Source organism: Pontiella agarivorans (assembly GCF_034531395.1).
In the GTDB taxonomy this organism is placed as follows: domain Bacteria; phylum Verrucomicrobiota; class Kiritimatiellia; order Kiritimatiellales; family Pontiellaceae; genus Pontiella; species Pontiella agarivorans.
The window spans coordinates 1,033,337-1,058,494 of record NZ_JARVCO010000010.1; the positions used below are offsets into that span (position 1 = coordinate 1,033,337).

At 54.1% G+C, this 25,158-nt stretch carries 27 protein-coding genes; 10 read left to right on the forward strand and 17 right to left on the reverse strand.

Features of this window, described 5'->3' with window-relative positions; all coding sequences use genetic code 11:
- Positions 1–80: 80 nt before the first annotated feature.
- The 3 genes from P9H32_RS11735 to P9H32_RS11745 all read left to right on the forward strand — a co-directional run bounded on the left by P9H32_RS11735 (position 81) and on the right by P9H32_RS11745 (position 5,960).
- The gene (locus P9H32_RS11735; RefSeq protein ID WP_322609085.1) at positions 81–3,062 is read left to right on the forward strand and encodes an FAD-dependent oxidoreductase; all 2,982 of its coding nucleotides are present in this window, start codon (positions 81–83) and stop codon (positions 3,060–3,062) included.
- A 163-nt stretch (positions 3,063–3,225) separates the two neighbouring features.
- Positions 3,226–4,557 (forward strand): family 43 glycosylhydrolase, encoded by a 1,332-nt coding sequence (locus P9H32_RS11740; RefSeq protein ID WP_322609086.1) that lies wholly within the window; start codon positions 3,226–3,228, stop codon positions 4,555–4,557.
- 98 nt (positions 4,558–4,655) lie between these two features.
- Positions 4,656–5,960 (forward strand): S8 family peptidase, encoded by a 1,305-nt coding sequence (locus P9H32_RS11745; protein ID WP_322609087.1) that lies wholly within the window; start codon positions 4,656–4,658, stop codon positions 5,958–5,960.
- Here the strand turns inward: P9H32_RS11745 and P9H32_RS11750 are convergent.
- The 15 genes from P9H32_RS11750 to P9H32_RS11820 form a co-directional block, all read right to left on the reverse strand.
- Entirely contained in the window at positions 5,954–7,180 is a 1,227-nt protein-coding gene (locus P9H32_RS11750; RefSeq protein ID WP_322609088.1) for a cyclopropane-fatty-acyl-phospholipid synthase family protein, read from the reverse strand. The genes P9H32_RS11745 and P9H32_RS11750 overlap by 7 nt on opposite strands.
- 1 nt (position 7,181) lies before the next feature.
- Complete coding sequence (locus P9H32_RS11755) at positions 7,182–7,931, reverse strand: DUF1365 domain-containing protein (protein ID WP_322609089.1); 750 nt, start codon at positions 7,929–7,931, stop codon at positions 7,182–7,184.
- Positions 7,928–9,181: an NAD(P)/FAD-dependent oxidoreductase gene (locus tag P9H32_RS11760; protein WP_322609090.1), complete on the reverse strand. Its 1,254-nt coding sequence runs from the start codon at positions 9,179–9,181 to the stop codon at positions 7,928–7,930. The genes P9H32_RS11755 and P9H32_RS11760 overlap by 4 nt, the downstream gene beginning before the upstream one ends.
- Complete coding sequence (locus P9H32_RS11765; protein ID WP_322609091.1) at positions 9,178–9,729, reverse strand: chalcone isomerase family protein; 552 nt, start codon at positions 9,727–9,729, stop codon at positions 9,178–9,180. Before P9H32_RS11765 ends, P9H32_RS11760 begins: the two co-directional genes overlap by 4 nt.
- Complete coding sequence (locus P9H32_RS11770; protein ID WP_322609092.1) at positions 9,726–10,247, reverse strand: lipocalin family protein; 522 nt, start codon at positions 10,245–10,247, stop codon at positions 9,726–9,728. Before P9H32_RS11770 ends, P9H32_RS11765 begins: the two co-directional genes overlap by 4 nt.
- Positions 10,244–10,810, reverse strand: coding sequence for a glutathione peroxidase (locus P9H32_RS11775; RefSeq protein ID WP_322609093.1), 567 nt, complete (start codon positions 10,808–10,810; stop codon positions 10,244–10,246). The genes P9H32_RS11770 and P9H32_RS11775 overlap by 4 nt, the downstream gene beginning before the upstream one ends.
- Entirely contained in the window at positions 10,807–11,367 is a 561-nt protein-coding gene (locus P9H32_RS11780; protein WP_322609094.1) for a nuclear transport factor 2 family protein, read from the reverse strand. The genes P9H32_RS11775 and P9H32_RS11780 overlap by 4 nt, the downstream gene beginning before the upstream one ends.
- A gap of 8 nt (positions 11,368–11,375) precedes the next feature.
- On the reverse strand, positions 11,376–12,395 hold the full coding sequence (locus P9H32_RS11785) for an SAM-dependent methyltransferase (RefSeq protein WP_322609095.1): 1,020 nt from the start codon (positions 12,393–12,395) through the stop codon (positions 11,376–11,378).
- A gap of 43 nt (positions 12,396–12,438) precedes the next feature.
- Positions 12,439–13,242 (reverse strand): DUF1295 domain-containing protein, encoded by an 804-nt coding sequence (locus P9H32_RS11790; protein WP_322609096.1) that lies wholly within the window; start codon positions 13,240–13,242, stop codon positions 12,439–12,441.
- On the reverse strand, positions 13,242–14,108 hold the full coding sequence (locus P9H32_RS11795; protein WP_322609097.1) for an acyl-CoA desaturase: 867 nt from the start codon (positions 14,106–14,108) through the stop codon (positions 13,242–13,244). The genes P9H32_RS11790 and P9H32_RS11795 overlap by 1 nt, the downstream gene beginning before the upstream one ends.
- Positions 14,105–14,362: a hypothetical protein gene (locus tag P9H32_RS11800; RefSeq protein ID WP_322609098.1), complete on the reverse strand. Its 258-nt coding sequence runs from the start codon at positions 14,360–14,362 to the stop codon at positions 14,105–14,107. The genes P9H32_RS11795 and P9H32_RS11800 overlap by 4 nt, the downstream gene beginning before the upstream one ends.
- Before the next feature lie 16 nt (positions 14,363–14,378).
- Positions 14,379–14,942 carry a sigma-70 family RNA polymerase sigma factor gene (locus tag P9H32_RS11805; protein WP_322609099.1) on the reverse strand — a complete coding sequence of 188 codons (564 nt, stop codon included), beginning with the start codon at positions 14,940–14,942 and terminating at the stop codon, positions 14,379–14,381.
- A gap of 132 nt (positions 14,943–15,074) precedes the next feature.
- A complete protein-coding gene (locus P9H32_RS11810) occupies positions 15,075–16,712 on the reverse strand; it encodes a fasciclin domain-containing protein (protein WP_322609100.1) in 1,638 nt (545 codons plus the stop codon).
- Positions 16,713–16,797: 85 nt separating this feature from the next.
- Positions 16,798–17,295: an SRPBCC family protein gene (locus tag P9H32_RS11815; protein WP_322609101.1), complete on the reverse strand. Its 498-nt coding sequence runs from the start codon at positions 17,293–17,295 to the stop codon at positions 16,798–16,800.
- A 125-nt stretch (positions 17,296–17,420) separates the two neighbouring features.
- The gene (locus tag P9H32_RS11820) at positions 17,421–18,497 is read right to left on the reverse strand and encodes a peptidylprolyl isomerase (protein WP_322609102.1); all 1,077 of its coding nucleotides are present in this window, start codon (positions 18,495–18,497) and stop codon (positions 17,421–17,423) included.
- Positions 18,498–18,627: 130 nt separating this feature from the next.
- Here P9H32_RS11820 and P9H32_RS11825 point away from each other — a divergent pair, with 130 nt between their 5' ends.
- From P9H32_RS11825 to P9H32_RS11850, 6 genes are all read left to right on the forward strand, one after another.
- Complete coding sequence (locus P9H32_RS11825) at positions 18,628–18,975, forward strand: YkgJ family cysteine cluster protein (RefSeq protein ID WP_322609103.1); 348 nt, start codon at positions 18,628–18,630, stop codon at positions 18,973–18,975.
- A 55-nt stretch (positions 18,976–19,030) separates the two neighbouring features.
- The gene (fabZ, locus tag P9H32_RS11830; RefSeq protein ID WP_322609104.1) at positions 19,031–19,465 is read left to right on the forward strand and encodes a 3-hydroxyacyl-ACP dehydratase FabZ; all 435 of its coding nucleotides are present in this window, start codon (positions 19,031–19,033) and stop codon (positions 19,463–19,465) included.
- A gap of 3 nt (positions 19,466–19,468) precedes the next feature.
- Positions 19,469–20,245, forward strand: coding sequence for an acyl-ACP--UDP-N-acetylglucosamine O-acyltransferase (gene lpxA / locus P9H32_RS11835; protein WP_322609105.1), 777 nt, complete (start codon positions 19,469–19,471; stop codon positions 20,243–20,245).
- Between the two features lie 7 nt (positions 20,246–20,252).
- The gene (locus P9H32_RS11840; protein ID WP_322609106.1) at positions 20,253–20,693 is read left to right on the forward strand and encodes a type II secretion system protein GspG; all 441 of its coding nucleotides are present in this window, start codon (positions 20,253–20,255) and stop codon (positions 20,691–20,693) included.
- Positions 20,690–21,178 (forward strand): type II secretion system protein, encoded by a 489-nt coding sequence (locus P9H32_RS11845; protein ID WP_322609107.1) that lies wholly within the window; start codon positions 20,690–20,692, stop codon positions 21,176–21,178. The genes P9H32_RS11840 and P9H32_RS11845 overlap by 4 nt, the downstream gene beginning before the upstream one ends.
- A gap of 103 nt (positions 21,179–21,281) precedes the next feature.
- Positions 21,282–22,691 (forward strand): DegQ family serine endoprotease, encoded by a 1,410-nt coding sequence (locus tag P9H32_RS11850; protein WP_322609108.1) that lies wholly within the window; start codon positions 21,282–21,284, stop codon positions 22,689–22,691.
- Here P9H32_RS11850 and P9H32_RS11855 read toward each other — a convergent pair.
- On the reverse strand, positions 22,688–23,617 hold the full coding sequence (locus P9H32_RS11855; RefSeq protein WP_322609109.1) for a uridine kinase family protein: 930 nt from the start codon (positions 23,615–23,617) through the stop codon (positions 22,688–22,690). The genes P9H32_RS11850 and P9H32_RS11855 overlap by 4 nt on opposite strands.
- 127 nt (positions 23,618–23,744) lie before the next feature.
- On the opposite strand from P9H32_RS11855, the gene P9H32_RS11860 reads away from it, so the two are divergent.
- Positions 23,745–23,978 carry a hypothetical protein gene (locus tag P9H32_RS11860; protein ID WP_322609110.1) on the forward strand — a complete coding sequence of 78 codons (234 nt, stop codon included), beginning with the start codon at positions 23,745–23,747 and terminating at the stop codon, positions 23,976–23,978.
- A gap of 207 nt (positions 23,979–24,185) precedes the next feature.
- On the opposite strand, the gene P9H32_RS11865 is transcribed toward P9H32_RS11860, so the two are convergent.
- Positions 24,186–25,067: an AraC family transcriptional regulator gene (locus P9H32_RS11865; RefSeq protein WP_322609111.1), complete on the reverse strand. Its 882-nt coding sequence runs from the start codon at positions 25,065–25,067 to the stop codon at positions 24,186–24,188.
- Positions 25,068–25,158 lie beyond the last annotated feature (91 nt).

Genomic DNA, 25,158 nt, shown 5'->3' on the forward strand with positions numbered 1-25,158 from the left:
CTGCGGGGCAGGACGTATTCCGGTCTGTTCATTGCTTATACCTTGGATGTTGAATTTCAACGATTGAATGAGGTGTGGCGATGAAACGTGTGTGGATGATGTGTGCGGGCCTGGTGCTGACTGCGGGTGCGGAGAATATGGATTTGCGGGGGCTGTGGACTTTTGACGACGGCACCGGAACGCAGATTACCGATGCATCGGGCAACGGTAATATCGGTTTTGCGCAGGGCGTAAAGTGGGATAAGGGCGTAAACAATGCCGGTCTGCTGTTTAATTCGGGCGGATTTGTGAATGCCGGTAACGATTCCAGCCTGAGTCCGGCGGAGGGTCTTACGGTCGAAGCCTGGGTGAAAATGTGGAATCTGCCTTACAAAAACTATCCGGAAATTATTACGAAAAAAGGGTCCTATGCATTCCGGTTTGCGCCGGGCGGTAAACTTTCGATTGAACTGATGGTCGACGGGCAGGCGGTTGAACTGACCTCCCGCCGGACTGAGTGGCCGAACAGTGTGTGGACGCATGTGGCGGCGACGTATGACGGTGAAACGCTTGCGCTGTATACCGACGGCGTGAAAGATGCGGAAAAGAAGGTTTCGGGAAAAATCGATAAAAGCCGCTCGAGCCTGGTGATCGGTTCGACGGATGGGAAATCGCGCGTGCCCGGTCGTATGGATGAGGTCCGCGTGGCGGGTCGCGGATGGAGTGCGCAGGAAGTTTATGATTCCTATCACGAAGGTGCGTATCAGGTGGCGCGTGAGGACAGCACATTTCCTCAGTTTTTTGAGAAGAAAAACCGGCGTGTTCCTGAGATGGCGGTTCCCGGATTTATCTGGATCGATGCCGAGGATTTTTCCGATTACGGCGGCTGGAGCATGGATACGCAGTTTGTGCCGCAGATGGGTTCCCCGTATCTGCTGGCCGCCGGTATCGGAAATCCGGTGAAGGATGCGGTGACCACATTGACGGTGCCGGAAGCCGGAACCTACCGGATCTGGGTGCGGTCGAAAAACTGGCTGAAGGAGCATGCACCGGGGACTTTCAAGGTTGCTGTAAATGGAAAGACGCTGGAAAAAACATTCGGAGCCGAGGCGAGCGGAAAGTGGGTCTGGGAAGATGGCGGAACGGTGAAGCTGGAGAAAGGCGATGCCGCACTGGCCCTGCATGACCTGACCGGGTTTTACGGCCGTTGCGATGCGATCGTGCTGACTTCCGATGAAAAATATACGCCGCCGGCGGAACTGCAGGCCTATAAAAACGAACGCGCCCGACTGACCGGTCAGTCGCTGGAGGCAACATTCAAAGGGGACTACGATGTGATTGTGGTTGGTGCAGGCGTGGCCGGAATCAATGCCGCTATTTCATCGGCACGAACAGGGGCAAAAACTGCGCTGATTCAGGATCGCCCAATGATCGGCGGTAACAACAGCCTGGAGCTGGGGGTGGTGGTTTCCGGACCGGCCAACCATGGCAAACCGAATATGCGCGAGAGCGGACTGAATGAGGAAATCGGGCGGGTTCGGGCTTATAATTATCACGGAAAATGGAGCCGCGGGGCAGAGCTGGTGGCGGCGGCCGAAACCAACTTAACGATTTTTCTGAATACCCATGTCAATGAAGTGGAGATGGATGGAAGTACAATTAAGGCGGTGAAGGCGTTTAATATGGTGGATGGTTCGCGCACCCGCTATACCGCGAAACAGTTCATCGATTGCACAGGCGATGGCTGGCTGGGGTATTATGCCGGAGCTGAATATCGTCATGGGCGTGAGGCGCGGTCGGAATTCAACGAAAGTCACGCTCCGGAACAGGCCGACCATATTACGATGAGCGGCTGTCTGATGACCGGGCATACGCTGTCGTACAACACGAAGAAGGAAAAAACGCCGCAGCCGTATTCCGGTTCGGAGTGGCTGTGGGATCTGCGCCCGAATGGAAAAAATCTGGAGGCGCGCAACGGATTTGAAGGCAGCCACACCTATGGACGCTGGTGGCATGAAAATGTAGGTGAAACGGATGACCTGTGGGATCCGGAAAATACGCGCGACGAGCTGATTGTTCTGAACCTGAGTTACTGGAACTGGATTAAGAACTATTCTTCGGTAAAGGATGAGGCGGCGAACTATCGTCTGACGATTATCCCGATCGGCAATGCCAAGCGGGAAACGCGCCGTTTGGTGGGGGATCATATTCTGACGCAGGACGATGTGCTTTCTGCGCGGAAGTTTGAGGATGCGGTGGCCACCGGCGGCTGGTCGCTGGATGTTCACCATCCAAAGGGAATCTGGTCGGAAGAGGGGCCGTTTGATTTCAATACGCAGGCTCCGGCCAATCCGCTGCCATTCCGCATTCTGTATTCCAGAAATATTAACAATCTGCTGTTTGCCGGGCGCCAGGTTTCGGCCACCCATGTGGCTTTGGGCAATGTGCGCGTTCAGGGCACTACGGGCGTGCTGGGTCAGGCGGTGGGCACCGCTGCGGCGATGTGTACAGCGAAGGGGATCAATCCGCGTGAATTATACCGAAGTTATATTAAGGAGCTGCAGCAACAGCTGATTAAGGATGACCAGTATATTATCGGTCTGAAAAATGAAGATCCGGCTGATCTGGCACGTCATGCAACGGTCTCCGCTTCCAGTTTCATGGCCGGCGGTGAGCCCGGACAGGTGATCAACGGAATGAGCCGGATTGTCGGGAAAAAGAAAAACATGTGGATGTCTGATCCGGCGCAGCCGATGCCGCAGTGGCTGGAACTGGATTTTGGGCAGGCCAAAAGAATGAATGCCATTTATGTGACGCTGGATACTGATTTAAATGACAAGCGGCATGCATCCTGGGAATTTAAGGAGAGTGAACGTTTTGTGCCGGAAAGTATTCGCGAGTATTCGGTGAAGGTGCTGGTGAATGGACGCTGGCAGACGGTCGCTGAGGTGGAAGATAATTTTCAGCGTCGTCGGATTCACCGTTTCCCGTCGCTGGAGGTTTCCAAAGTCCGGATTCATGTGCAGCGGACCAACGGCGATAAATCGGCCCGGATCTTTGAGGTGCGGGCGTATAACGAATAGTCACATGATACAGAATCTGTGAGAAGCCTCCGCCTGTACCGGGCGGCGGCTTTTTTTTCGTATACCTGAAAGGAACGATATTTTTGATCGGACAGACGATTTCTTATTGCCAGTTGCACCTTGTCTGTTTACGTTCTCAGTTCTCAGGAAACAGGAGATTCAAATGAAAATACGATACCCCGCTCTCGTTCTGGCCGCTGTTGCCGGAGGTGCCATGGCGCAGAATCCGCTGGTCACCCACATGTATACGGCGGACCCGACCGCCCGCGTTTTCAATGATACGCTGTATATTTATCCTTCGAGTGATCAGGTTCCGCCGGAGGGAAGAAAGGCCAACGATTTCTGTATGCCGGGGTATCGCATGTTCCGTCTCGATGGCGGGGCGACGTGGACGGATGTCGGTCCGGTGCTGGATCAGAATGAGGTGCCGTGGGGTAAAAAAAACTCATTTGCGATGTGGGCACCGGACTGCATCGAAAAGGATGGGAAATATTATTATTATTTTCCGGCGGCTCCGCTGGATGGTTCGGCTTTCCGCCGTATCGGGGTGGGGGTGTCCGATTCTCCGGAAGGCCCGTTTGAATGGGAGCCGCACTATATCGAGGGGGTGAAGGGGATCGATCCGGGGCTGTTCGTCGATGATGATAACAGGGCCTATCTCTATTTCGGCGGCGGACATGAACTGTTTGTGGTCCCGCTGAAAGACAACATGAAGGAAATCGCCGCGCCGCCGAAAAAGATCGAGCATCTGCCGACAGGCTATAAGGAAGCCTCTTTTATGTTTAAGCGGAACGGCATTTACTACATGACCTTTGCGCATACCTTCCCGCAGGAGGGGTATACGATCGGTTATGCCACATCGGATTCACCGATGGGGCCGTTTGTATACGGCGGAAAAATCATGGACAACATCGGTAACGGCACCAACCATCATTCCATCACCAAATACAAGGGACAGTGGATTCTGTTCTATCATTGGTGGGATATCAGCGGATTCAATAAACTGCGCTCCATGCGGGCGGATTATCTGCAGTTTCATAAAGACGGCAGTATTCTGAAGGTGAAGCCGACCCTTCGGGGTATTGGTACGCCGGGGCTCGGTGAGCTGATTCAGGTTGATCGGTATAATGAAATCAACGGCTGCGAAACGGCTTTCCTTGAAAAGGACGGTTATCGCGGCTGGATGGTGACCGAAACGAAACCGAACAGCCATGTCCGTTTTGATCGCGTAAACTTTACCGGTGCGAAAAAAATCCAGGCCCGGATCGCCTGCGGGCAGACCTTCGGGAAATTCGAAATCCGGCAGAATCATGTGTGGGGGAAACTGCTGGCGGAATTTCCGGTGCATCATACCGGCGGATGGAACCGCTGGGAAACCATCGAGGCGGAAATCAAAGAGCCGATTGACGGGGTGCATAATCTGGTGGTGGTGTTCAAGCCGGATTGGGGCGGCACCAAGCTGGTTAATCTCGACTGGCTGAAGCTCACTGAATAGAACATTTTCTGACGGAAGCCGCGCGGGAAGGCGTCGGCTTCCGGTCCTGCATTACCCCATTCCTGCATTGTTTTCCCGCCGCTGGACGTTATGCTCTCATGATGAAAATTTTCCCGGTCATTGGAGCGCTGCTGCTGGTTTTTTCGGTTCAGGCGGCTACGTTGCGGATTGAAGGTGAAGAGGCGTGGCTGAAGTCGGAGGGTACGCCGCTTTCAAAAATTCTCTTTCTGTTTGAACAGCGGGGGGCCGAAGTGCTGATTGATCCCGCGCTGGAACTCGGGCGGGTAACCGGTGAGTGGGAGGGGGCGAAGGTGGAGCGCCTGATTGCCCAGCTCGTCAGCCCGAACAGTTATTCGGTGCAGTGGAAACGCGTAAACAGTCCGCTGGGCGAATTTTATCAGGTTTCCTCGATTCGTGTATTCGGAGACCGGGCTTCGGCCGCAAAACGTCTTTCCGAACCCGGTCGTGTGCTGGATGTGGTGGAGGGCACCAACGGTGTGAAGTATGTGCGCGGCGAAATTCTGGTGGGATTCAGGGAGGGGTCAACCGTTAAAGAGCTCAGCCAGCTGCTGAGGATGCTGAACGGGACCGTCGTGGAAGTGATTAACCCGCCGGGTATTTATCGGATTCGATTGAATGATGATCTCAGTGTTGAAGAAGCGCTGGCCATTGCGGCAGCTCTGGAAGGGGTTGATGCGGCGGAGCCGAATCTGGCCTATTCGAATGCGGCTATGCCCACCGTTCCCATCTCCGGAACGCACGCCGGCATTAATCTGGGGCTGGCTCCCGGCGAAACCGCCATTGCCGTATTCGACTCCGGTCTCGATCCGGTGTATGCCGATATGGACTTTATCCGCGGTTCCTGGGATGCGCTGAATCCGGGCGGGGAAATGGATGATCCGACCGGGCATGGGACGCTGGTTTCGCTCATTGCATCCGGCGCCATTACGCCGCAGGGCGAAGAAACCGGTAACACGGGGGCGCCCGTGCTGGCGGTGAAGGTATTTGATGAAAACGGCATGACTTCGTCGGATGTGCTCATGAGCGCCATCAACTATGCTCTCGCTTCAGATGTTGATGTGATCAACCTCAGTTTCGGAACCTATGAAGACGTCGGGTTTCTGGAAAATGCGGTGGAGTATGCCGCATCGCAGGGGATTGCGATTTTTGTGGCCAGCGGCAATGACGGGCTGGATGTGGCGGTCAATCCGGCGGCGAACCCGGTCACGGTTTCGGTCGCGGCTACGGACGGGAGCGGTCACGTCGCGGGGTATTCCAACACGGCTGCCGATACCTATGCTTCCGGCACGGTGGAGTTTGACGGGAAAGTGTACTACGGCACCTCATTCGCCTCGCCGCGCACGGCATACGAATATGCGACGCGTGCAGGGGAAGGTCAGTAAATCTCTTCCGCTGGACGAGCCAGCGTCAGGTGGAGGGTATTGGTGAAACGGGTCTGGAAACCGGCTTCGCAGTAGCAGAGGTAATAGAGCCATTTCCGCTGGAAGGCTTCGTCGAATCCGAGATCCCGCAATTCCTGTTTCCGGTCTTCAAAGGCATAGCGCCAGCGGCGCAGCGTTTCGGCATAATCGATTCCGATATTTGAAAGCTGTTCGACGGTAAACCGCGAGGATCGGGTCATGGCCTTATTCAGCTCCGTCAGTGAAGGCAGCATGCCGCCGGGAAAAATATGTTTTTGAATCCAGTCAGGGTTGGCGCGGTAGGCATCGTAGCGCTGATCCGGAATGGTGATGACCTGCAGCACGACGCGACCGTTCGGTTTTAAAAGCTGATCGCAGGTTTTGAAAAAGGTGCCGTAATAGGCGTGTCCCACTGCTTCCAGCATTTCAATGGAAACGATCCGGTCAAACTGTCCGTCAAGATCGCGGTAGTCCTGCAGCTGAATGTTCACCTGATTCTCCAGTCCTTCCGAGTGTACACGGTTCCGGGCAAAATTGTACTGCTCTTCGGAAAGGGTTATGCCGGTGACGCGGCAGCCGGTACGTTTGGCCGCTTCGATGGCAAAACCGCCCCAGCCGCAGCCGATTTCCAGGATGTGATGTTCCGGTCGGATGGCAGCGTGTTCAATCAGCGTGTCCATTTTATTCAATTGGGCCGCTGCCAGGGAGTCCTCCGGATTCCGGAAAATCGCGCAGGAATACATCATGGTTTCGGGATCGAGGAACAGGCGGTAGAAGGCGTTGCCCAGATCATAATGCGCGTGAATATTCCGGCGGCTGCCTTCGCGCGTATTTTTATTTTTCGCATGTCCGACCATGTGAACAACACGTTTAGCGATGGCCGTGGTCAGCCCGCTTTTTTTCAGGGCGTCGATGTTGTGGATAAAAAGTTCCAGAACCCCTGTGAGATCATTGCTGTCCCAATCGCCGTCGGACCACGCTTCGCCAAGCCCGATATTGCCGCCGAGAACGAGACGGCTGAAAAAACGATGGCGAATCACACGAATCCGTTTTTCCGGAGTCCGGTCGCCGTAATGATGCTCGGTACCGTCCGGCCGTTCGATGACCAAATGGCCCCGGTTGATATTTTTCAGGTGTCCGTCGATCAGGTTAAAGCATCGCTGTTCCAGAGCGGTGAGGGGGGCTTTTTCCAATGTATTCATCTTATGCAGCTCCTTTGATGGTGTTCGGATCTGCGGGTGCGGGCTTACGGAAAACCTGCAGTTTCTTTCTGTAGTGGAGAATGGCGGCCTGGACGAGGATGCGCGGCATGGTGAGGGCGGCGGTGAAGGGATGGGGCAGTACCGTTTTCCAGAGGTTGGAAGTCGTTAGTTCCCGGCCGGTCCCCCACAGGGCGGCATCCAGAACCGTTTGCTCATTGCGGATCAGCCGGATACCGATGCGCAGCTGCTCGCCGGGCTCGGAAAAGGTGAATTCATAGTGGCCGTCCATGGGGTTGAAGGGCGAGACGTGAAAGCGTTTGCTGTGGCGGCATTTTACGGGAAAGGTGCCGTCGGATTTCATGATGTAGAGATGCCGCTCTTTAAAGGTGTTGTTGACCTCCGCCACCATACAGACCGGCCGGTCGTCGGCATTCAGACAATAGTAGAAACTGACCGGGTTGAACACCCGGGCCATGAAGCGGGCAACGGTCACGAGCACAATGCGCTCGACCTTGGATACGTCGATATATTCGGCAAGACGTTCCCGGAAACCGCCGGCTCCGGTGAGATAGTCGGAATCCCGGAGACTGACCGGTTTCCAGTGGTTGTACCCGAAGCCGCGAACCTGTCGGTTCAGTGCCGGAAGTTCACTCAGGTCAATGGCGTAGAAATAGAATGGAAATGTAAATTCATGACGTACCGGAGAGCGCCGCGCGTGCCTCATTTTTCCGCTGTAGATCCGGCTCTTCACAGTTCCATTCCCATGGCGTTGGCGATTTCGACGGCTGAACGCACGGCATCTTCATGAAACCCGTTGCCCATATAACTTCCCGCAAACCAGGTGTGGTTGCTGCCGTTGAGGGCTTTAAGCGCATTGCGGCTTTTCAGGGCGTCGCGGGTGTACATGGGATGCGTGTAATTAAACTCGGCAATAATGCCTTGAGGTTCTTCGGGCAGGTTCAGCGAAACAAAATACGGGTTTTCGGTTTCCAATCCCTGGAGGCGGTTCATGTCGTAGGTCAGGCAGGTACGCTGGTTTTCCAAACGTTGGAAATTCCATGAGCTCCAGACGTTGCGCAGCGGCGGCATGACGGAGGGGTCGGTATGCAGCAGGGTGCGGCTGACCGTGTACTGCCAGCAGCCGAGCAGGGCCTGTTCTTCGGCGGAAGGATCGCGCAGCAGTTTAATCGCATCATCGGCATGCGTGGCGATAATAACCTCGTCGAACGACTCCGCTTCAATCCCGCCGAAAAAAATCTGAACTCCGTGATCTCTCCGTATACCGGAGATGTTGGTTCCGGTCCGGATTTCCACCTGATTCCACTCCTGTTTCATTTTGTCTATGTAGGATGAACTGCCGCCGACGACGGTGCGCCATTGCGGACGGTCATTGAGGGTGAGGAGTCCGTGGTTATGAAAAAACTGCAGGAAACTCTGAGCCGGAAACTGAAGCATTTCTTCGCAGGGGGTGGACCAGATGGCCGAGCCCATGGGAATGATGTGATGGTCAATAAACGCCTGTCCGAATCCGTTCCGGTTCAGGTAATCCCCGAAGGTTTCATCGGCCAGTGCGGGGTGAGTGCGGTCCGCTTCGGCCGTTTTAAAAAAGCGCAGGGTATCTTTCACCATCCGCAGGAACATCGGAGAAACCAGATTCCGGCGTTGGGCAAAGAGGCCGTTGAGGCCGGTGCCGCAATACTGCAGACCGGAAGGGCGGTCGTAGTAGCCGAAAGTCATATCGCTATCGCGCAGCTCAACATCGAGTTTGGCCAGCAGTTTGGAAAAGAGGGGGTAGTTGCGGTGGTTCATTACAATGAAACCGGTGTCGATCGGCGTTCCGGCATCGGGGCCGCCGGAAATCGTGACCGTGTTGGTATGGCCGCCGAGCCGGTTTTTTTCTTCAATCAGCGTCACCCGGTGTTTCCGCTGCAGAATATGTGCCGCCGTAAGCCCTGCAACGCCCGAGCCGATTACGGCTATTTTTTTCACTCCGTTATTCATAGGGATTTCCGGTTGAGCATTGCTCGTTTCATACTGCGGCTGCTGGGTCGTTCGCCCAGCCAGACCGCAAAGTAGGCATTTGCAAAATCATCGCCGGAAATGGTCGTTACCGTTTCATCATTAAACGCGTAAATGAGACCGGTTCCGGGCTTGTGAAGAATTGAAGCCACGGAGCCGCTTCGTCCGTCTCGGAAGGCATTGTGCAGCATTTCAATTCTGGGAAGCAGCCGTTCAAACGTTTCCGGGGCGAGGTTTTTTTTCAGCGTTTGATTGGCCACGCGGATCATATGTTTTTTCGGGGTATCGCGGTAATAATGAATATCAATCTGCTTCGGTACGTCGGTCAGGATCCGGGCCACGTGATTGGTGTCGGCCACATAAAGCGCCCCGACATAGATATTGAAAATAAAACCTTTCCGCAACAGCCCTGCGCCGTTGAGCTGCAGACCGTCGCGTGCCGGAGGCAGTTCGATGCCGCCAACGTTGGCCGAATAAGCGGTGCTGCAGAACAACAGGGCAAGCAGTGCGGTCTGGATCCGTTGTTTCATTGAATGTGCTGCGACTGGTCTACGGGAATCAGTTTGCCGGTTTCAAAGCCGAGTTCGCCTGCGCGTTGAACCATGGCGGTATACGTTTCCTCGGTAAGCTGCGGTTCGCGGGCGAGCAGCCACAAATAGTTATAGGACCCCGCTGTTACGATGGCGCGCGAATAGTCGTCATCGAGAGAGATGATTTTATAGGAACCGTAAAACGGTTTGAAGAAGCTGACTTTCAGCCAGCCCTCGGAAGGCGGCCCTTTCAGTTTTGCGTGCGCTTCGGCCTTTTTCCATTCCTGCTTTTCATCGATGTAACCTCTGTTGATGACACTGATGCTGCCGTCCTGGTTGAGGGAATAGGTCGCTGTTACATTGCTCATGCCTTCTTCAAAGCCGTGGGGGAAACGGGCAATCTCGTACCACACGCCCATGTAGCGTTCCGGTTCGAAACCGGAAATCACATCGAGGTCTTTGGTTGAATTGCATCCTGCAATCAGCAGGACACACAGTCCGATCCATTTCAGTTTCATGGGGTGTTCAGCTCCTTTTCAACGGCCGCGATGAGGGCGGTGTCCTGCGGTTTGGTCCGGCTGCCGAAGCGACCGACGATTTCGCCGCTGCGGGATATCAGGAACTTGTTGAAGTTCCACGAAATTTTTCCGCCGTGCTCGGGATTGGTTTCCTTTGAGGTGAGATAGGTGTAAAGCGGATGCTGATCGTTTCCTTTGACGGAAATTTTTCCAAACATCGGAAACGTTACGCCGTAGTTCAGTTTGCAGAACGAAGCGATCTCTTCATTCGATCCCGGTTCCTGCTTCAGGAAATCATTGGAAGGGAACCCGAGGATCTCGAAACCCTGATCCCGGTAGGTTTCATAGAGGGTCTGCAGGCCGTCATACTGACCGGTAAAACCGCATTTGCTGGCGGTGTTGACGATAAGCAGTGCTTTGCCTTTGTAGGCTTCCAGTTTTACGGTTTCGCCGGAAATGGTTTCCGCGGCAATGTCATATATTGAATTCACATGATTCTCCTTTTCTGCGGTAGAGCATCCGGCGAGGCCGAGCGTGAGGGTGAGCAGTGCGGCATAGTTCATTTTTCGAGTCCTTTCTCAATACGGTCTTTCACCAGGCGCGTCCAGTATCCGACGATGGGCAGCCGGTCCATCATAGCCGTTGCGTCCCAGTAGTCCTGCTGGAAGACAATCTTTCCGCTTCGGTTGAAGCGCACCTGCGAAATGCCGATGGTTTTGATTTGCTCCCCTTGGGCGGCTTTCGATTCGAGTTCCATGGTCCAGCGTGCAAAATAATCGATGCCGCTGCGCTGTATGGAATCCACTGTGAATGTACAGGATTCGACGGGCTCGGCCATCACCAGAAAATAGTGTTCGATGTTATCGATGCCTTCCACAATATGAAAGGGATCGCCGAACCAGGCCTCGTCGGCATAGAGGCCGCGAACGCCTTCTTTAATGGCGTCATAGCTGTATTCCGCATAAAAATCAGTAAAGCGTTTCAGGGCCTTTTTTTCGGTCGCGGCATCCATGGGGGACAGGTCGGCTGTTTCCTGAACTTTTGCCGTGTTTCGAGACCAGTCGGGAGAGCGGTCTTTTGATTGGCTGGTGCAGCCGGTCATGGTTAGTGCTCCGATCACGATAATTCCTAGCGTTTTTCCAACAGGTAATGGGCAACGTACCATTCCTCGCCTCCTTCAAATGAAAACAGTTCCTCGCAGGCCATAAAGAAAATGCGCCACCGCCCGAACTGCAACCGGGCCTCCTCCGCCCCGAGAGCGCGTTCGAGTACGGCGATGGCGTATTGAGAATTTATGTCGATGCGGTCCAGCCAGGCGCGCAGCGTTTTGGCATAGTGCTGTCCATTCACGCGCCACATGCGGTTCACCACCATATTGCGGTTGGTGAGTGTGAGCAGGTTTTCGGAAGGCATCATCCCTTCCTGAAAGAAGTGTTCCGCCATCCAGTTGACTTCGCCGGAGTCGTTGAAAAGATAGGCCAGCTCGCGGTTGACGAAAATATGAACGAACAGTTTTCCGTCATTTTTAAGCCAGTTGCTGATTCGTCGCAGCAGCTCGGGCCAGTTGCGCATGTGTTCAAACATTTCGATGGAAACAACGCGGTCGAAACGCTGCGCAATCATGAAGTCATTCATATCGGCCGTAATGACTTCCAGATTCGGTAAGCCGCGGGCATCAATAAATTTTTTCTGCGTCCGGGAATTGGATACCGCCACAATACGCGAATTCGGGTATTGCTGGGCCATCCAGAGGGAGAGGGAACCCCAGCCGCAGCCCAGCTCGAGAATATCCATGCCGTCAGTCAGGCCGGCCCGTCTGCAGGTGAGCTCCAGCATGGCTTCTTCCGATTCGGTCAGGGTGTTTTCGGCCACCGGCCAGTAGCCGCAACTGTATTTCAGATGTCCTCCCATGAAGAGCTGAAACAGATCGGCCGGAACTTCATAATGCTGCTCGTTGGCTGTGTTTGTGGCTACTGCCACCGGAGCCCGATCCATCATATCCCTGAACCGGAAAACGGATTCGAGCTGGTCGGCCGCCGATGCCTTCGATTCCATTTTGATGCGGTCTCTCAGCAGCTTTCGTATCCCTGCGCGAATTGCCGCATCCGGCATGCGTCCTTTTTCAGCAAGTTCCATTAAATCAATCATATTTAATCTCCAGTGCTGCGTGTTCGAGGCGGAGGGAGAAACCTTACGCGGTTTTTTTCTTTTTCGGCCAGGGGATCAGGATGGGCGTGGTTTCCTGATATTCGCGATAGGCTTTTCCCCGTTTGGCCAGCGATTCGCGTTCCACGTGCGGAATCCCGGTCAGCTTCATCAGAAACAGATACATGGCCGACGGACCGATCAGTGTGAGGGCGAATCCGGACGTGCCGACGCCGAGGAAGAGATAGGCAAACCAGTGGGCCCATTCGAAAAAATAGTTGGGATGCCGCGAGCAGTTCCACAGTCCGTCACGACAGACTTTTCCGGCATTGGAAGGTTTTCGGCGGAACTGCGCCAGCTGGTAGTCCGCCAGCCACTCGCCGCCCATCGCGGTCAGCCATGTGAGCAGAGCCAGCAGATCGAAAATGGACAGGTGCGGCATGGTTTTGGAGGCTCCGGCGAGAAAAGGGAGGGCAAAAAGAACCACGAGCAGCGACTGCGAGGTGAAAAAAATGAAAAACCAGGCATGGGCTTTCCGGCCCCAGTGGGCCCGGAGTCGCTGGTAGCGCGAGTCCTCTTTTTCACAGAGTATGCGATCCCTGAGAATATACAGTACGAGGCGCAGTGACCATAGGCCGCCCATGGTTCCGAGCAGGATGCGGCGGGGCAGCCAGCCTTCGCCGATGATAGCCGCATAGACGGCCATGACGCCGACGCCGGCCGTCCAGCCGATGTCGACCACGCCGGCATCGCGCCTTATAACCTGTATGATCCACAGCAGCGAGAAGGCCGTGAAAGAACCGATGAAACCGTGCAGCAGCATGGGGGAAAAATACGGGAGTGTTTCCATCAGGGCTTTCTTTCTGTCAGCACACTGCGGGGTGGCTCACGGATTCCCCACACCAGGCCGACCCGCTGCAGTGCCCGCAGGATCCAGTAGCTTAAATCGATTTCCCACCATTGGAAGCCCTGCCGCGTGCTGACGGCATAGCGATGGTGATTGTTGTGCCAGCCTTCGCCCATGGCCACCAGACCGAGGACCCAGTTGTTGCGGCTGTCGTCCGCGACATCGTAGCGCCGCCGGCCGTGCAGGTGGGCCACTGAATTAATACAGAAGGTCACGTGGTAAACGGCAACCGTACTCAGGAAAAAACCGTAAAAAACAAACTGCCAGCCTGACACGCCGAGCGTCGGGAAAAGAAGGTTCAATACACTGCCCGCGCCCAGCAGCAGGATCGCTAGAGCAAAAGCGGGAATATAGGGGTGGCGGTTAAGCCACAGCAGTTCCGGATATTTTGAAAAATCCTTAACCCGGTTCAGGTCGGTTTCACACAGCTGGCGGTTCATGACCCAGCCGATATGCGCCCACCAGAAGCCGTGATGGCGAGGGGAGTGTACATCGTCTTCCGTGTCGGAATTCATATGGTGCATACGGTGGTGGCTCGCCCACCAGAGTGGATCGCGCTGTGCCGCTGTGGTGCCGAGCAGGGCAAGCACAAACTGAAAGGTGCGGCTGGTCTGATAGGTCTTGTGGGAAAAATAGCGGTGATATCCCGCAGTCAGGGCAAAAACATGCAGTACGTACATGAGGACGAAAATGAAGAATGCCGGCCAGCCGCCGGGGACAAAGAAAACGCCGGCGCATGCAAGATGCATGAACAGCAGGGGGATGCTGAAGCCGGGACGGCCGGCGGATTTTTCTGACGGGGTCTTCATTCGGAATCCCGAAGGGCCTTCTGCATTCTTTTCCGGGCCTCATCCGAAAGGTGGAATGCGGGTTCGACATCGCCGGCCTCTTCGTGTTCGAGATAGTTTTTCATCCCCTTCTGCATATCCACGACCTGCGAGTGATATTCTCCGCACATGACACACAGCTTGATGTGAATAAACATCGGTATACGGCGCCACCACGGCAGTTCATAGTAGCGGTGGTTCGCCAGCGCTTTTGCAACTTGTTTACAGGCAATCATGGTTTTGATACTCCGTTTATCTCGTCCAGTTCGCTTCCAGGCAGCCTTTGAGCTGTGTCCGGGCGCGATGGAGGACGACCCACAGATTGTTCGGCTTCAGTTTCAGTTCCTTACAGATTTCTTCTGTGGTCCATCCCTCCAGTTCCCGGAGCGTGAACGCCTGACCCATGACGTCCTTAAGTTTGGACATGCACCCGTAGAAGACTTCCCAGAATTCTTTTTGCTGATAAGCATGTTCCGGATCGAATTTCCATTCCGGCGGATGCTGAGTCGGAATGCCGAAGGCCTTGAATTTGAGGCTGTCGAGGATTTCTTTGCCGTCGGCGTCATCCACCGCCACTTCGCGTGAGGCTTTGCGGATATAATCCACCACCTTATGCCGCAGAATGCCGCGGAGCCAGTATCGCACCGGCGTTTTTCCATCATATCGTTCGAGGGCCTTGAAACCGGCCAGAAAGGTTTCCTGAACCGCGTCCTCGGCGGCCGCCCGGTTCCGCAGGCGCACAAAGGCGAACTGGAACAGATAGTCACCGTGTTCAGAAATCCACTCTTCGGGATTCGCTATTTCTTGATCAGTCATAACGCCAGTTTATTTCCTGAAGGGGTAAATGGCAAATGCTTGCACCATAAAAGGTGCGGCTTCCAATGTCCGGAAGCCGCACCCGGTGCACGCCAAGGGAGTAAACGTGCGTTGATGTTGATGGGATCCGTATCAGAACCAGGGAATCAGTACGGTGTCGATGACATGAACGGTGCCGTTTTCAGCCTCGATGTCCGGGGCAATGACTTCGGAACGGTTGATGTAGGGCACCCCGTTTTTCAGTCGCGGGTAGATGGTGCGGCCGCTGGCGGTTTTGAGTGAACGTTCGGCAAAGACTTCTTCGGCGTTCAGGTCGCCGGGAACCACATGGTAGAGCAGCACCTGTTCAAGATATTTCGGATTGCGGACCAGGAAGTTGAGCAGCCACGACGGCAGTTTTTCGAAGGCATCGTCGGTCGGCGCAAATACCGTGAACGGTCCGTCGCCGCGCAGCACTTCATCCAGACCGGTGGCCTGCAGGGTACTGACCAGCGTGGTAAACTGACCGGCGGCAATCGCAGTGTCCACGAGATCCGGCATTTCCTCAGGAATCAGTACGGTGTCGATGACGTGAATGATGCCGTTTTCTGCTTTGATATCGGTAATGATGATTTTGGAATTGTTAATGAAAACCCCGTCTGCGGTCACATTCACCTTAACCTCTTCTCCGAGCAGGGTGGTGAGGCGTTCCTTCATCACGACATCCGCCGCGTCCAATCGTCCATCCACCACGTGATAAAGCAGGATGTTTCCAAGATCCGGATTTTCCAGCAACTCCTCGGCGGTGATATCCAGCGCGGTCAGCAGGGCGGCGAAGGCATCGTCGGTCGGGGCAAACACGGTCAGTGGACCTGCCCCGTTAAGCGCATCCACCAGACCGGCTTTCTGTACTGCGGCAACGAGTGTTTCGAAGCGGCCGTCATTCACGGCGATCTCGACGATGGAGGGAAGGGTGGGCGGAAGGAGCACGGCATCGATTACATGAATGATTCCATTGGACGCTTCGATATCTGCAATGATGACTTTGGAATCATTGATGAACAGATCGCCGCCGTTGAGTGACACATTGACGTCTTTTTCAAGCAGGGTTTCGAGCAGGGTTTCGACAGCAACCGCATCGCCGTTCAGAGCGGCAGGCAGAACGTGATAGAGCAGAATTTCCTTGAGATTCGGCAGGTTGAGCAGTTCTTCGTCGGTCAGGCCCAGTGCCGCAAAAGCATCATCGGTTGGGGCAAACACCGTGTAGTCACCGGGCAGACTCAGCGTTTCGGCCAGGCCTTCCTGTACCACGGCGGCGACGAGCTTGGTGAAGCGGCCGTCGTTGATGGCGATTTCCGCAATGCTCGGCAGATTTTCATAGCCCACATAAACCGGGGCATAGGTCAGCCAACGGTAGCGTTTATAGGGCATCAGTTCCTCTTTAAATGCGCCGACGGTGGTCTCCGCCTCAGTATTCAGCGGCTGGCCTTTATCGCTTTCGTTAAAGCGGGCCGCAAGTTTGAGCGGGGCATCGTCCGGCGCATGGTTGAGGGCATAGGTCCGGGCAAATGCACGGCCGTAGCGATCGAAGCGGAAATTCGACACGGTTTTGAAGGTTTCCCCTCCGTCCCACGAGATGCTCAGCGAGCCTTGTCCGCCATCCCGGAACACCTCCATGGTGTCTTCGTCCAGTGCATGCAGAATGGTGTAATACAGGGGGGAGGCCAATGCTCCGACCGTCATGGCGCAGAATGCCACAAGTACGGCCATCATTTTTCGATACATCTTCATGGTACATCTCCTTGTTTTTTGTGAAGTGCCTTCGGCCCCGTGCCTCGGGCGAACAGCTTTTGTTCGAAGTGCAGGGTTAAACCTTTCAGCCGGCCTGCACTTTTTCTGATGCATGCAGATTGATGATGCTTTCTGAACCGAGTAATTCGCGGAGTCGCACTTCCCGGAACGCGAAAATACGATCAAGGGTTCTGCGGATGAAAAGGGCGTGGGCCAGTCTGCCGACCGGGCCGAAAGGGACTTCGTATGTCACGCGATCGATGAACATTACCCCCTGTTTCACGGGGCGGATTTCGTGGTAGTGATACCAGAGTTTATAAGGACCGATCTTCTGTTCATCCACGAACGAGGTGCCGGGAACAATGTGCTTGAGTTCACTGAGCCATGGGGTTTTTCCAAACAGTGGAAGTTGCACCCGGTACTCCACCAGCATGCCTTCGGTCATTTGATCAGGCAGATCCGAGACGATCTCGAATGCCATATCATCGGGGGTGATGTGATTGAGGTTGGCGGGGGAGCGGATAAAGTTCCAGGCCTCTTTCATCGTGGTGCTGACGGTTGTTTCCTTATAAAGCGTATACATCGGATTCTCCAGAGGTTGAATTTTCCAATGTTCGGAAGTGCTGCGGAAACCTTACCGGTGAGGACACAAAAAAAACACCCTGCGTGGAAACAGGGTGTTTTTGAACGTCGGGTTATTAAACCGAATCAGCTCTGGATCTCTTCGATCGTGGCGCTGTCGCGCAGGCTTTTAATGTATTCCTGCACTGCCTGCTGTTTTTTCTGGCCGCTCAGATAAGCCATAATCTGTTCTTTGGCTTCTTCGAACGGAACCGTTCCCGGTTCGGAGCGTTCAGTGACCTTGATGATGTGATAACCGAACTGCGTTTCAATAATATCGCCCACTTCGCCGACTTCCTGCGTGAAAGCCGCCACTTCGAATTCCGGAACCATCTGTCCTTTTCCAAAGGTGCCGAGCGATCCGCCCTGAGCTTTGCTCGGGCAGCCGGAGTGTGTGGATGCGGCATCTTCGAAAGAGATCTTTCCGGCAATGATGTCGGCACGGATCTGTTCAAGCTCCGCTTTAAGCTCGGCTTTCTGCACATCGTTGGTTGCGGTATCGGTTTTGATCAGAATATGGGAAGCAGCAACGCTTTCCTGTTTTTCGAAGTTCTGCGGATTGGAATCGTAGAATTCCTGAGCTTCTTCCGCCGTAGCCTCGGGAACGCCTACCGTTTTGGTTTCGAGGAATTTGCGGGTTTTCAGATCGTTGGCGATATTCTCTTTCAGCTCTTCCATGGTGGTGCCCTGTGCGGCCAGAGCGGCTTCGAGGGTCTGTCCCGGGGGAATGCGGCCCTGCAAAGAGGAAATAGCTTCATCAATTTCGGCAGCACTGACGGTTACATCGGCCTGGGCAACGGCGGCATCAATCAGCTTTTTTGTGATCAGGTCGTTTTTAATTTGTTCGTACATCTGTCCCTGAATCTGCGGAAGCTGCTGCGGATTCACACGGCCCTGCAGCTGCTGCATGGCGATATTCATCATTTCAAGGATTTCGCCGCGGGTGATATCTTCACCGTTTACACGGACCACAACCGCGGTCGGATCCTGAGTCAGCGGATTGGCCTGTACGGGTTCTGCAAAGAGGTCTTCTGTTGCACTGAGGTCAACCGGTTCCGGAGCCGGTGCTGCGTTTGCGTCGTCTTCCTTGCAACCGATCATAAGCAGGGCGGCGGCCATCGGAAGAATCATCAAGGTCTTCTTGTTTACCAAATTGTCGAACATCGTTCTTGATCCTTTCTTGGAGTTTCAACTAATACACCGCACCGGCGTACATGCGGCATGAAGGGCGCATAGTGTTCGCTGCGGACATGAATGTCAACGAAATCAGACGCTTTTGAAGGGGAGCCGTTCAATGTTAAATCGTGAAGTTTTAAAGGAATTCCGGTGCACGGGCTGCGGAGATTGCTGCCGCTGGGGCGGTTTTGTGCTGTTGACGGATTCGGATATTCAGAACATGGCCGATCACCTGGGATTGAGCGAAGGCGAATTCATTGAAAAACACACGCGTCTGGCTCCGAACCGAAAACAACTTGCGCTGCTGGATCAGGCCGACGGCAGCTGCGAATTTCTCGAAGGGGACCGTTGCCGGGTGTATGAAGCGCGTCCGGAGCAGTGCAGCTCCTTTCCGTATGCCTGGAGTGTGCCCCAGGGCTGTCCGGAATTGGACCGCCTTTCGGCCGAACAGAAAAATGTTGAATAGAGGGCCTTTAATCCCTAGCGTTTAACGCTAATTTTATTAACACAAGGAGAGCGTCATGAGTGTAATGGACATTAACGATATTATGGGGATTCTGCCGCATCGGTATCCCTTTCTGCTGGTTGACCGCATCGTGGAACTGGATCTGGAGAACCAGAAGATTGTCGGCTACAAAAACCTTACATTCAATGAACCCTACTTTCAGGGCCATTTTCCCGGCGAACCGATTATGCCGGGGGTGAAGCAGCTCGAAGCCATGGCTCAGGTTGCCGGCATTCTGTTGAACAAAGTCAAGGATCGCGAAGGAGCCATTGCTTATTTCATGGCAATCGATAAAGCCAAGTTCCGCCGCAAAGTGGTGCCGGGCGACTGCCTGCGCATGGAAATTGAGATCACCCGCATGCGTTCGCGCATGGCGACCGTTACCGGCAAAGCCTATGTCGGAGAGGAAATTGCCAGTCAGGCCGAGCTGATGTTCGGCTACGGGGCGTAAACCATGGCGGATATCCACCCGACCGCCATTGTGGCCGATGGGGCTCAGATTGCGGATGACGTCGTCATCGGGCCGTACTGCACCGTCAGTGCCGAAGCCGTTATCGGCAGCGGCACCAGGCTGATCTCACATGTGGTGATTGAAGGGAATACCACGCTGGGCCGGAACAACACCGTCTCTCCTTTTGCCGTGCTCGGCGGAAAAACCCAGGACCTCAAATTCAAAGGCGGCAATCCCGGTGTGAGAATCGGGGACAATAATACGATCCGCGAATACGTCACCGTCAATGCCGCCACGAACGACAGTGCCTATACGGTCGTCGGTAATGACTGCCATATTCTCGCTTATTCCCATATTGCACACTGCTGCGAAATCGGTAACGGCGTGGTGATTGTGAATGCCTGCCAGATTGCCGGTCATGTGATCATTGAAGATTATGCCACCATTGAAGGTTCAGTGGGCATTGTGCAGTTTATGCGGGTCGGGTCTATGGCCTATATCGGTGCCATGTCAAAGATCACCAAGGATGTTCCGCCCTACATGATCGGACACGGCGACCCGATTGCCGTGCGCAGTTTCAACCGCATCGGCATGGAGCGTCGCGGGGTTTCGGAAGAGGGACGGAAGGCCGTTAAAGAAGCGTACCGTATTCTCTATCGCCAGGACGGACTCAACACGTCCGATGCCCTCGACCGTATTGAGGCCGACGTGGAGCAGACGCCCGAAATCGTTCACCTGCTCGAATTCTGCCGAGCTTCCGAAAAGGGCATTGCCCGCTAGGCTTCCAATGGCTGGAAAATTCCAGAGGCTGGAACTTTCCGGGCCCTGGAAGTTTCCTGGGTTTGGAAGCGGCGGTTTCACGTTGCTTGAACTGCTGGTGGTGCTGCTTATCATCGGTATTCTGATCAGTCTCGGCACCGGGGGATATAGTCTGGCCCGGCGTTCCGCCAAAGAAGGGCAGGCCAAAGCGGATATTGAACTGCTCCGTAATGCCCTCGAAGAGTATCGCGTGGAATATGGAAGTTATCCGCCGTCGGTCGGGCCCGTGGCGGTGGTTACCAATGTACTGAGCCCATTCGTCAACGGGGATCTGCAGAGCGTTGATCCGTGGGGGCGACCCTATCTGTACAGCACCAACCGCTTCGGCTATTCTGTTTTTTCGCAGGGGATTGATCCGGAGGATGACGCGGACAATATCGATCCCTCCCGTGCAGGATACGGATTATGAAAACGCGTGGATTCACATTAATTGAACTGCTGGTCGTTATGGTTATCCTCGGCCTGTTGCTCACGCTGGGCTCCAAAGGGCTCCGTGCCGCACGAATCAGTGCAAAGAAGGCTAAAGCGCATGTGGAAATGAAGGCCATCGAAACCGGTGTGATGGCCTACTTCAATAAATATGGAAAGCTGCCCGCGCCCGATTCGTTCCAGGGTTTGGAAGATTACAGCGACAGCGCCGGCATCTTCCGTGTCATCACCGGAAAAGATGAAGGACTGAATCCGGCAAAAATTGTTTTTCTGGAATCGCAGCGCGAAACGGCCGGCGTTTTTACAGATCCATGGGGTGCACAATATCAGGTGGTGCTCGATACCGACTACGACGGATTTGTTGAAATCAACGACATACGGGCATCGCGAAAAACAGGTGCAGTTTCCACCGGGTTGTACGACGTGACCGGAAATACAAACGATCTCCTTTTCAGCTGGCGCTGATGTTCCGGATGTTTGAAAAGCCGGAATCTTTCTTTGAACAAATCAACTGGGCTGCACTCTAAAACTCCGTCTTTGAAAACCGATAAACGACAAGGAGTATAGAATGCGTGTTGTGAAATACCTGACGGCCGGTGTTGCGGCTGTTGCATTATTCGGGGCTGTACCGGCGGAGGCCGGAAAAGCTGCGCTGGAGCAGACGGGAAATGCATTTGCTGAAGTGGCCGAAGAGGCTCTGCCTGCGGTAGTTTTTATTGATGTAGAAACCACTGTGGAAATGCCGGCGAGTCAATACCGGAATCCGTTTGAAGAATTTTTCGGGCGCGGTTACGGCGGCTATCAGAGAGGGCCGGAGACGCGCGAATATCATCAGCGCGGTCAGGGTTCCGGTTTTATTATTTCGAAAGACGGTTATATTCTCACCAACAACCATGTGGTGAACGATGCCGATAAAATCACGGTCACGCTGGGCGACGGCCGGGAATTTGATGCTCAGCTGATCGGTACCGATCCTAAAACTGAAGTTGCGCTGATCAAGATTGACGGCGACGACGAGCTTCCGGTGGTTTCTCTGGGTAATTCCGATGAACTGCGGGTGGGCGAATGGGTGATTGCTGCGGGGAATCCTTTCGGTCTTTCGCAGACGATCACCGCCGGCATTGTCAGCGCCAAGGGACGGGATGAAACCAATATTGCCGAATATGGAAACTTTATCCAGACCGACGCCGCGATCAACCCGGGAAATTCCGGCGGGCCGCTGCTGAATATTGACGGTGAAGTGGTCGGCATTAACACCGCCATTTATACCCGCAGCGGCGGCTACATGGGCATCGGTTTTGCGATTCCCATCAATCAGGCGGTCAATATCAAGGATCAACTCATCAAATACGGCAAGGTGTCGCGCAGCGTGCTCGGTGTTTACCTGCAGGAGGTTGATGAAGATCTCGCAGCCACGTTCGGACTGGAGCAGAAAGGCGGTGTGCTGATCAATCAGGTGGTTGAGGGTTCTGCGGCCGAAGAGGCCGGGATTAAAGGCGGCGATATTGTGGTTGGAATGAATGGGAAGCCGGTTGTGAAACTGCACGCTTTCCGTAATCGGGTTGCCAATACCCCGCCGAATTCAAAAATTGAGCTGAAGGTGTTCCGCGACGGAAAATATATCGAGATTTCAGCCATCACGAAAGAGATGGAAAGCGATGATTCCGGCGCGGTTCAGGTTGACGACAGCACCTTTGATAAACTCGGTATATCAGTGGAAAGTATGGAAGGCGATACCGCCCGCCGCATGGGATATGAGGATATCGAAGGGGTGATCATCACCGAGGTTGAGCAGGGCAGTGCGGCCTGGAACGCCGGACTGCAGCCCGGACAGGTAATCACCACGGTCAACCGCAAGCCGATCGATTCGGTCAAAGCCTTCAAAAAAGCCGTTTCGGAAAATGAAGGTCATCGCATTCTCTTCCTGATTACCGACGGCCGGGTCTCCCGATTCGTTGTGGTGAACCTGGACGATTAATCCGGCGATTCAATAAACTCCTGGAGAATCGAGTTCTTTGGAACCATCGATTTTTCCAGGGGTTGGAACTTGCTCAGGAGCTGCATCAGCTCCTGAGCTTTTTTATGGCCGGGATGCGATGCCGGCAGTTGCCGGATCAGGGATTCGGCCAGCGGTTTCAAAACGGAAAGTTCATAGCCGAGTGCCGAGTTGAACTCCAGGTCGGCCAACGGCTGAAACGGAAAGATCCACTGGTTCTCGCCGGCACGCACGGCCGGCCACAGTGTGAAGGTTTTTGCAACAGTGTGGCCGCGATAGTTGAAATCGCGAATCATCCGGCGCAGCAGGCGGTTGTCGGTTGTGGAAATGCGGGCATTGCGATCCTGCTTCAGCGCGGTTCGTGCGCAGATGTATATTTTGAATGAATGCAGCGGATTCACAAACGAGGTAAGACGCGGGTTGAGGCCGTGTATGCCTTCAATCAGTGCCAGTTCATCGGATTGCAGATTCAGCAGCTTTCCGCGGAATTCGCGCCGGCCATGCAGAAACTTAAAGTGGGGAAGTTCGATTGTTTTCCCCCGGCCCAGTTCATCGAGGTGGCGTTCGAGCAGAGAAAGATCAACGGCCTCCAGATGCTCATAGTCATATTCACCGTCACTGTTTTTCGGGGTGAGCTCGCGATTGACAAAGTAGTTGTCGAGACTGATCGCATGGGTCTTGATGCCGCGCCGGTGCAGGGCGCTGCCCAGCATACGGGTGAAGGTCGTTTTTCCCGATGATGACGGCCCGGCCAGCCAGACCCATTTCAGGGCATGATTTTTTTCAGTGATCCGGTCTGCAATTCTTTCGACTTCGCGCAGCAGGCGCGATTCCTCCTGCTCAATATATTCAGCGGCTCGTCCATTACCTATGGCATCATTCAATTGTTCGGCGGTTTCAATCAGCATACCCTATCCCTCGCTTCAACCGGAAAATCCGGAAGTACATATTCGATTTACGTTAGCAGATCCGGTTCAGAAATAAACCTTGTCTATTCAGGTATGGGGTTATAATCGAAATGGAAGGAGGTGGGATATGCATCCGGATTTAACCATAAAAAATATGGGGCGCCATCTTCACGAAGATCTGCTCCGTGTTGAGCGTTCAGTAGCGAAGCATCTCCACAGCGGCCATTTCTGGCTTGGTGTAGGGATTGCTTTGCTGGCCTTTGGACTGATGGCTCTTCTGCTGGTCTGGCTCCGGCGTATGCCGGCCGGAGGGTTTGACGGGTTCGAGCATGCTGTGCCCTACATGTATTATCGGGTTTGAGTCGTTAAACTGCCGCCGTGAAATGGGCAAAGAGATTAGCAGGCAGGAAAAAACGGCCGTCCTTTTTTTCGTGTTTTTCCGGCGTCGGAAACGGACGGATGAAGGAATGTTTATCACGGTGCCGGATAAACCGGCGTACGGTATGGCTTATCCGGTCCGGATTAAATTTGATCGCGAGCTGGATGTGCCCGGGAAAAAATAAAAAGGTTAAAGCTGGCTGCGGTATTGGGCCGGAGAAACGCCCTGTATTTTTTTAAACTGCCGGCTGAAAAAGAACGGATCATCATATCCCAGCTGGCGGGCGATTTCCTGAACCGCATGTTCGGTTTCCTGCAGGAGTTCACAGGCCTTGCGCATTTTGAGCTGGATAAAATAGGCCATAGGCGACTGGCTGGTGCGCTGGCGGAACAGTTTGCTGTAGTGCGGAACCGAGAGTCCGGCTTGTTTTGCAAGCGCATCAAGGCTTAGGGACATGCTCAGATGATCTTTCATAAATCCAATGGTATCCATGATCCGATCTTCGACGGCCTGCTTTTCTTTCTGCGGGGCGCCATAGAGCAGTTTGATGATACTTAGCAACCGCATCAGGCCGCTGGTCATCGCCAAAAGTCCGGCATCGGAATAGTGGTAATTCAGGCAGGCATAAATGTCCTCAAAGGCATTGCGCATGCGGGCTGTATCGGGAACGAAAACGGTGGGTTTTCGGGCGGTCAGTTTTAAAGACGCCAGGGCTGATTCCGCCTGTTCCCCGGTAAAGTGAATCCAGAAAATGGACCATGGGTCTTCTTCGTCGCTTCGGTAAATATGAGGGGTTCCGGGGGGGATAAATGCAGTGGTTCCTTTTGTGATTCTAAAAACAGAATGATCCATTTCGATATATCCGGTGCCTTTCAGACAGTAGATCATAATAACCTGATGGGTATGGGTCCGTTCCACATAGTGTCCCGGTGCGGAAGGGTATGATCCGATATGGGTAATATACAGATGTTTTACAAGGGGAAGGGCTTTGCAGCGCTGGATTATATTTGCGGGAATAATCACCAGTCGCTGGTGCGGAAAACCTTCTGCCAGGTGTGTTTCTTTACTCATATTCAGACCCTATTAAATGGAATAAGATAGTCCATGTTAAAAAATTGAATCTGCTATGTTTCTTTGTTTGGCGGTGTGGTTAATTACATCC

Excerpts from the sequence above, each read along its gene's own strand:
- P9H32_RS11860 (WP_322609110.1), top strand. The coding sequence starts at position 23,745 with ATGCATCCGGATTTAACCATAAAAAATATGGGGCGCCATCTTCACGAA.
- P9H32_RS11815 (WP_322609101.1), bottom strand. The coding sequence starts at position 17,295 with ATGTATACGCTTTATAAGGAAACAACCGTCAGCACCACGATGAAAGAG.
- P9H32_RS11745 (WP_322609087.1), top strand. The coding sequence starts at position 4,656 with ATGATGAAAATTTTCCCGGTCATTGGAGCGCTGCTGCTGGTTTTTTCG.
- P9H32_RS11845 (WP_322609107.1), top strand. The coding sequence starts at position 20,690 with ATGAAAACGCGTGGATTCACATTAATTGAACTGCTGGTCGTTATGGTT.
- P9H32_RS11865 (WP_322609111.1), bottom strand. The coding sequence starts at position 25,067 with ATGAGTAAAGAAACACACCTGGCAGAAGGTTTTCCGCACCAGCGACTG.
- P9H32_RS11750 (WP_322609088.1), bottom strand. The coding sequence starts at position 7,180 with ATGAATACATTGGAAAAAGCCCCCCTCACCGCTCTGGAACAGCGATGC.
- P9H32_RS11790 (WP_322609096.1), bottom strand. The coding sequence starts at position 13,242 with ATGGAAACACTCCCGTATTTTTCCCCCATGCTGCTGCACGGTTTCATC.
- P9H32_RS11825 (WP_322609103.1), top strand. The coding sequence starts at position 18,628 with ATGTTAAATCGTGAAGTTTTAAAGGAATTCCGGTGCACGGGCTGCGGA.
- P9H32_RS11775 (WP_322609093.1), bottom strand. The coding sequence starts at position 10,810 with ATGAACTATGCCGCACTGCTCACCCTCACGCTCGGCCTCGCCGGATGC.
- P9H32_RS11805 (WP_322609099.1), bottom strand. The coding sequence starts at position 14,942 with ATGACTGATCAAGAAATAGCGAATCCCGAAGAGTGGATTTCTGAACAC.
- P9H32_RS11770 (WP_322609092.1), bottom strand. The coding sequence starts at position 10,247 with ATGAAACTGAAATGGATCGGACTGTGTGTCCTGCTGATTGCAGGATGC.
- P9H32_RS11760 (WP_322609090.1), bottom strand. The coding sequence starts at position 9,181 with ATGAATAACGGAGTGAAAAAAATAGCCGTAATCGGCTCGGGCGTTGCA.
- P9H32_RS11735 (WP_322609085.1), top strand. The coding sequence starts at position 81 with ATGAAACGTGTGTGGATGATGTGTGCGGGCCTGGTGCTGACTGCGGGT.
- P9H32_RS11850 (WP_322609108.1), top strand. The coding sequence starts at position 21,282 with ATGCGTGTTGTGAAATACCTGACGGCCGGTGTTGCGGCTGTTGCATTA.
- P9H32_RS11800 (WP_322609098.1), bottom strand. The coding sequence starts at position 14,362 with ATGATTGCCTGTAAACAAGTTGCAAAAGCGCTGGCGAACCACCGCTAC.
- P9H32_RS11740 (WP_322609086.1), top strand. The coding sequence starts at position 3,226 with ATGAAAATACGATACCCCGCTCTCGTTCTGGCCGCTGTTGCCGGAGGT.
- P9H32_RS11820 (WP_322609102.1), bottom strand. The coding sequence starts at position 18,497 with ATGTTCGACAATTTGGTAAACAAGAAGACCTTGATGATTCTTCCGATG.
- P9H32_RS11765 (WP_322609091.1), bottom strand. The coding sequence starts at position 9,729 with ATGAAACAACGGATCCAGACCGCACTGCTTGCCCTGTTGTTCTGCAGC.
- P9H32_RS11840 (WP_322609106.1), top strand. The coding sequence starts at position 20,253 with ATGGCTGGAAAATTCCAGAGGCTGGAACTTTCCGGGCCCTGGAAGTTT.
- fabZ (WP_322609104.1), top strand. The coding sequence starts at position 19,031 with ATGAGTGTAATGGACATTAACGATATTATGGGGATTCTGCCGCATCGG.
- P9H32_RS11855 (WP_322609109.1), bottom strand. The coding sequence starts at position 23,617 with ATGCTGATTGAAACCGCCGAACAATTGAATGATGCCATAGGTAATGGA.
- P9H32_RS11785 (WP_322609095.1), bottom strand. The coding sequence starts at position 12,395 with ATGATTGATTTAATGGAACTTGCTGAAAAAGGACGCATGCCGGATGCG.
- lpxA (WP_322609105.1), top strand. The coding sequence starts at position 19,469 with ATGGCGGATATCCACCCGACCGCCATTGTGGCCGATGGGGCTCAGATT.
- P9H32_RS11810 (WP_322609100.1), bottom strand. The coding sequence starts at position 16,712 with ATGAAGATGTATCGAAAAATGATGGCCGTACTTGTGGCATTCTGCGCC.
- P9H32_RS11795 (WP_322609097.1), bottom strand. The coding sequence starts at position 14,108 with ATGAAGACCCCGTCAGAAAAATCCGCCGGCCGTCCCGGCTTCAGCATC.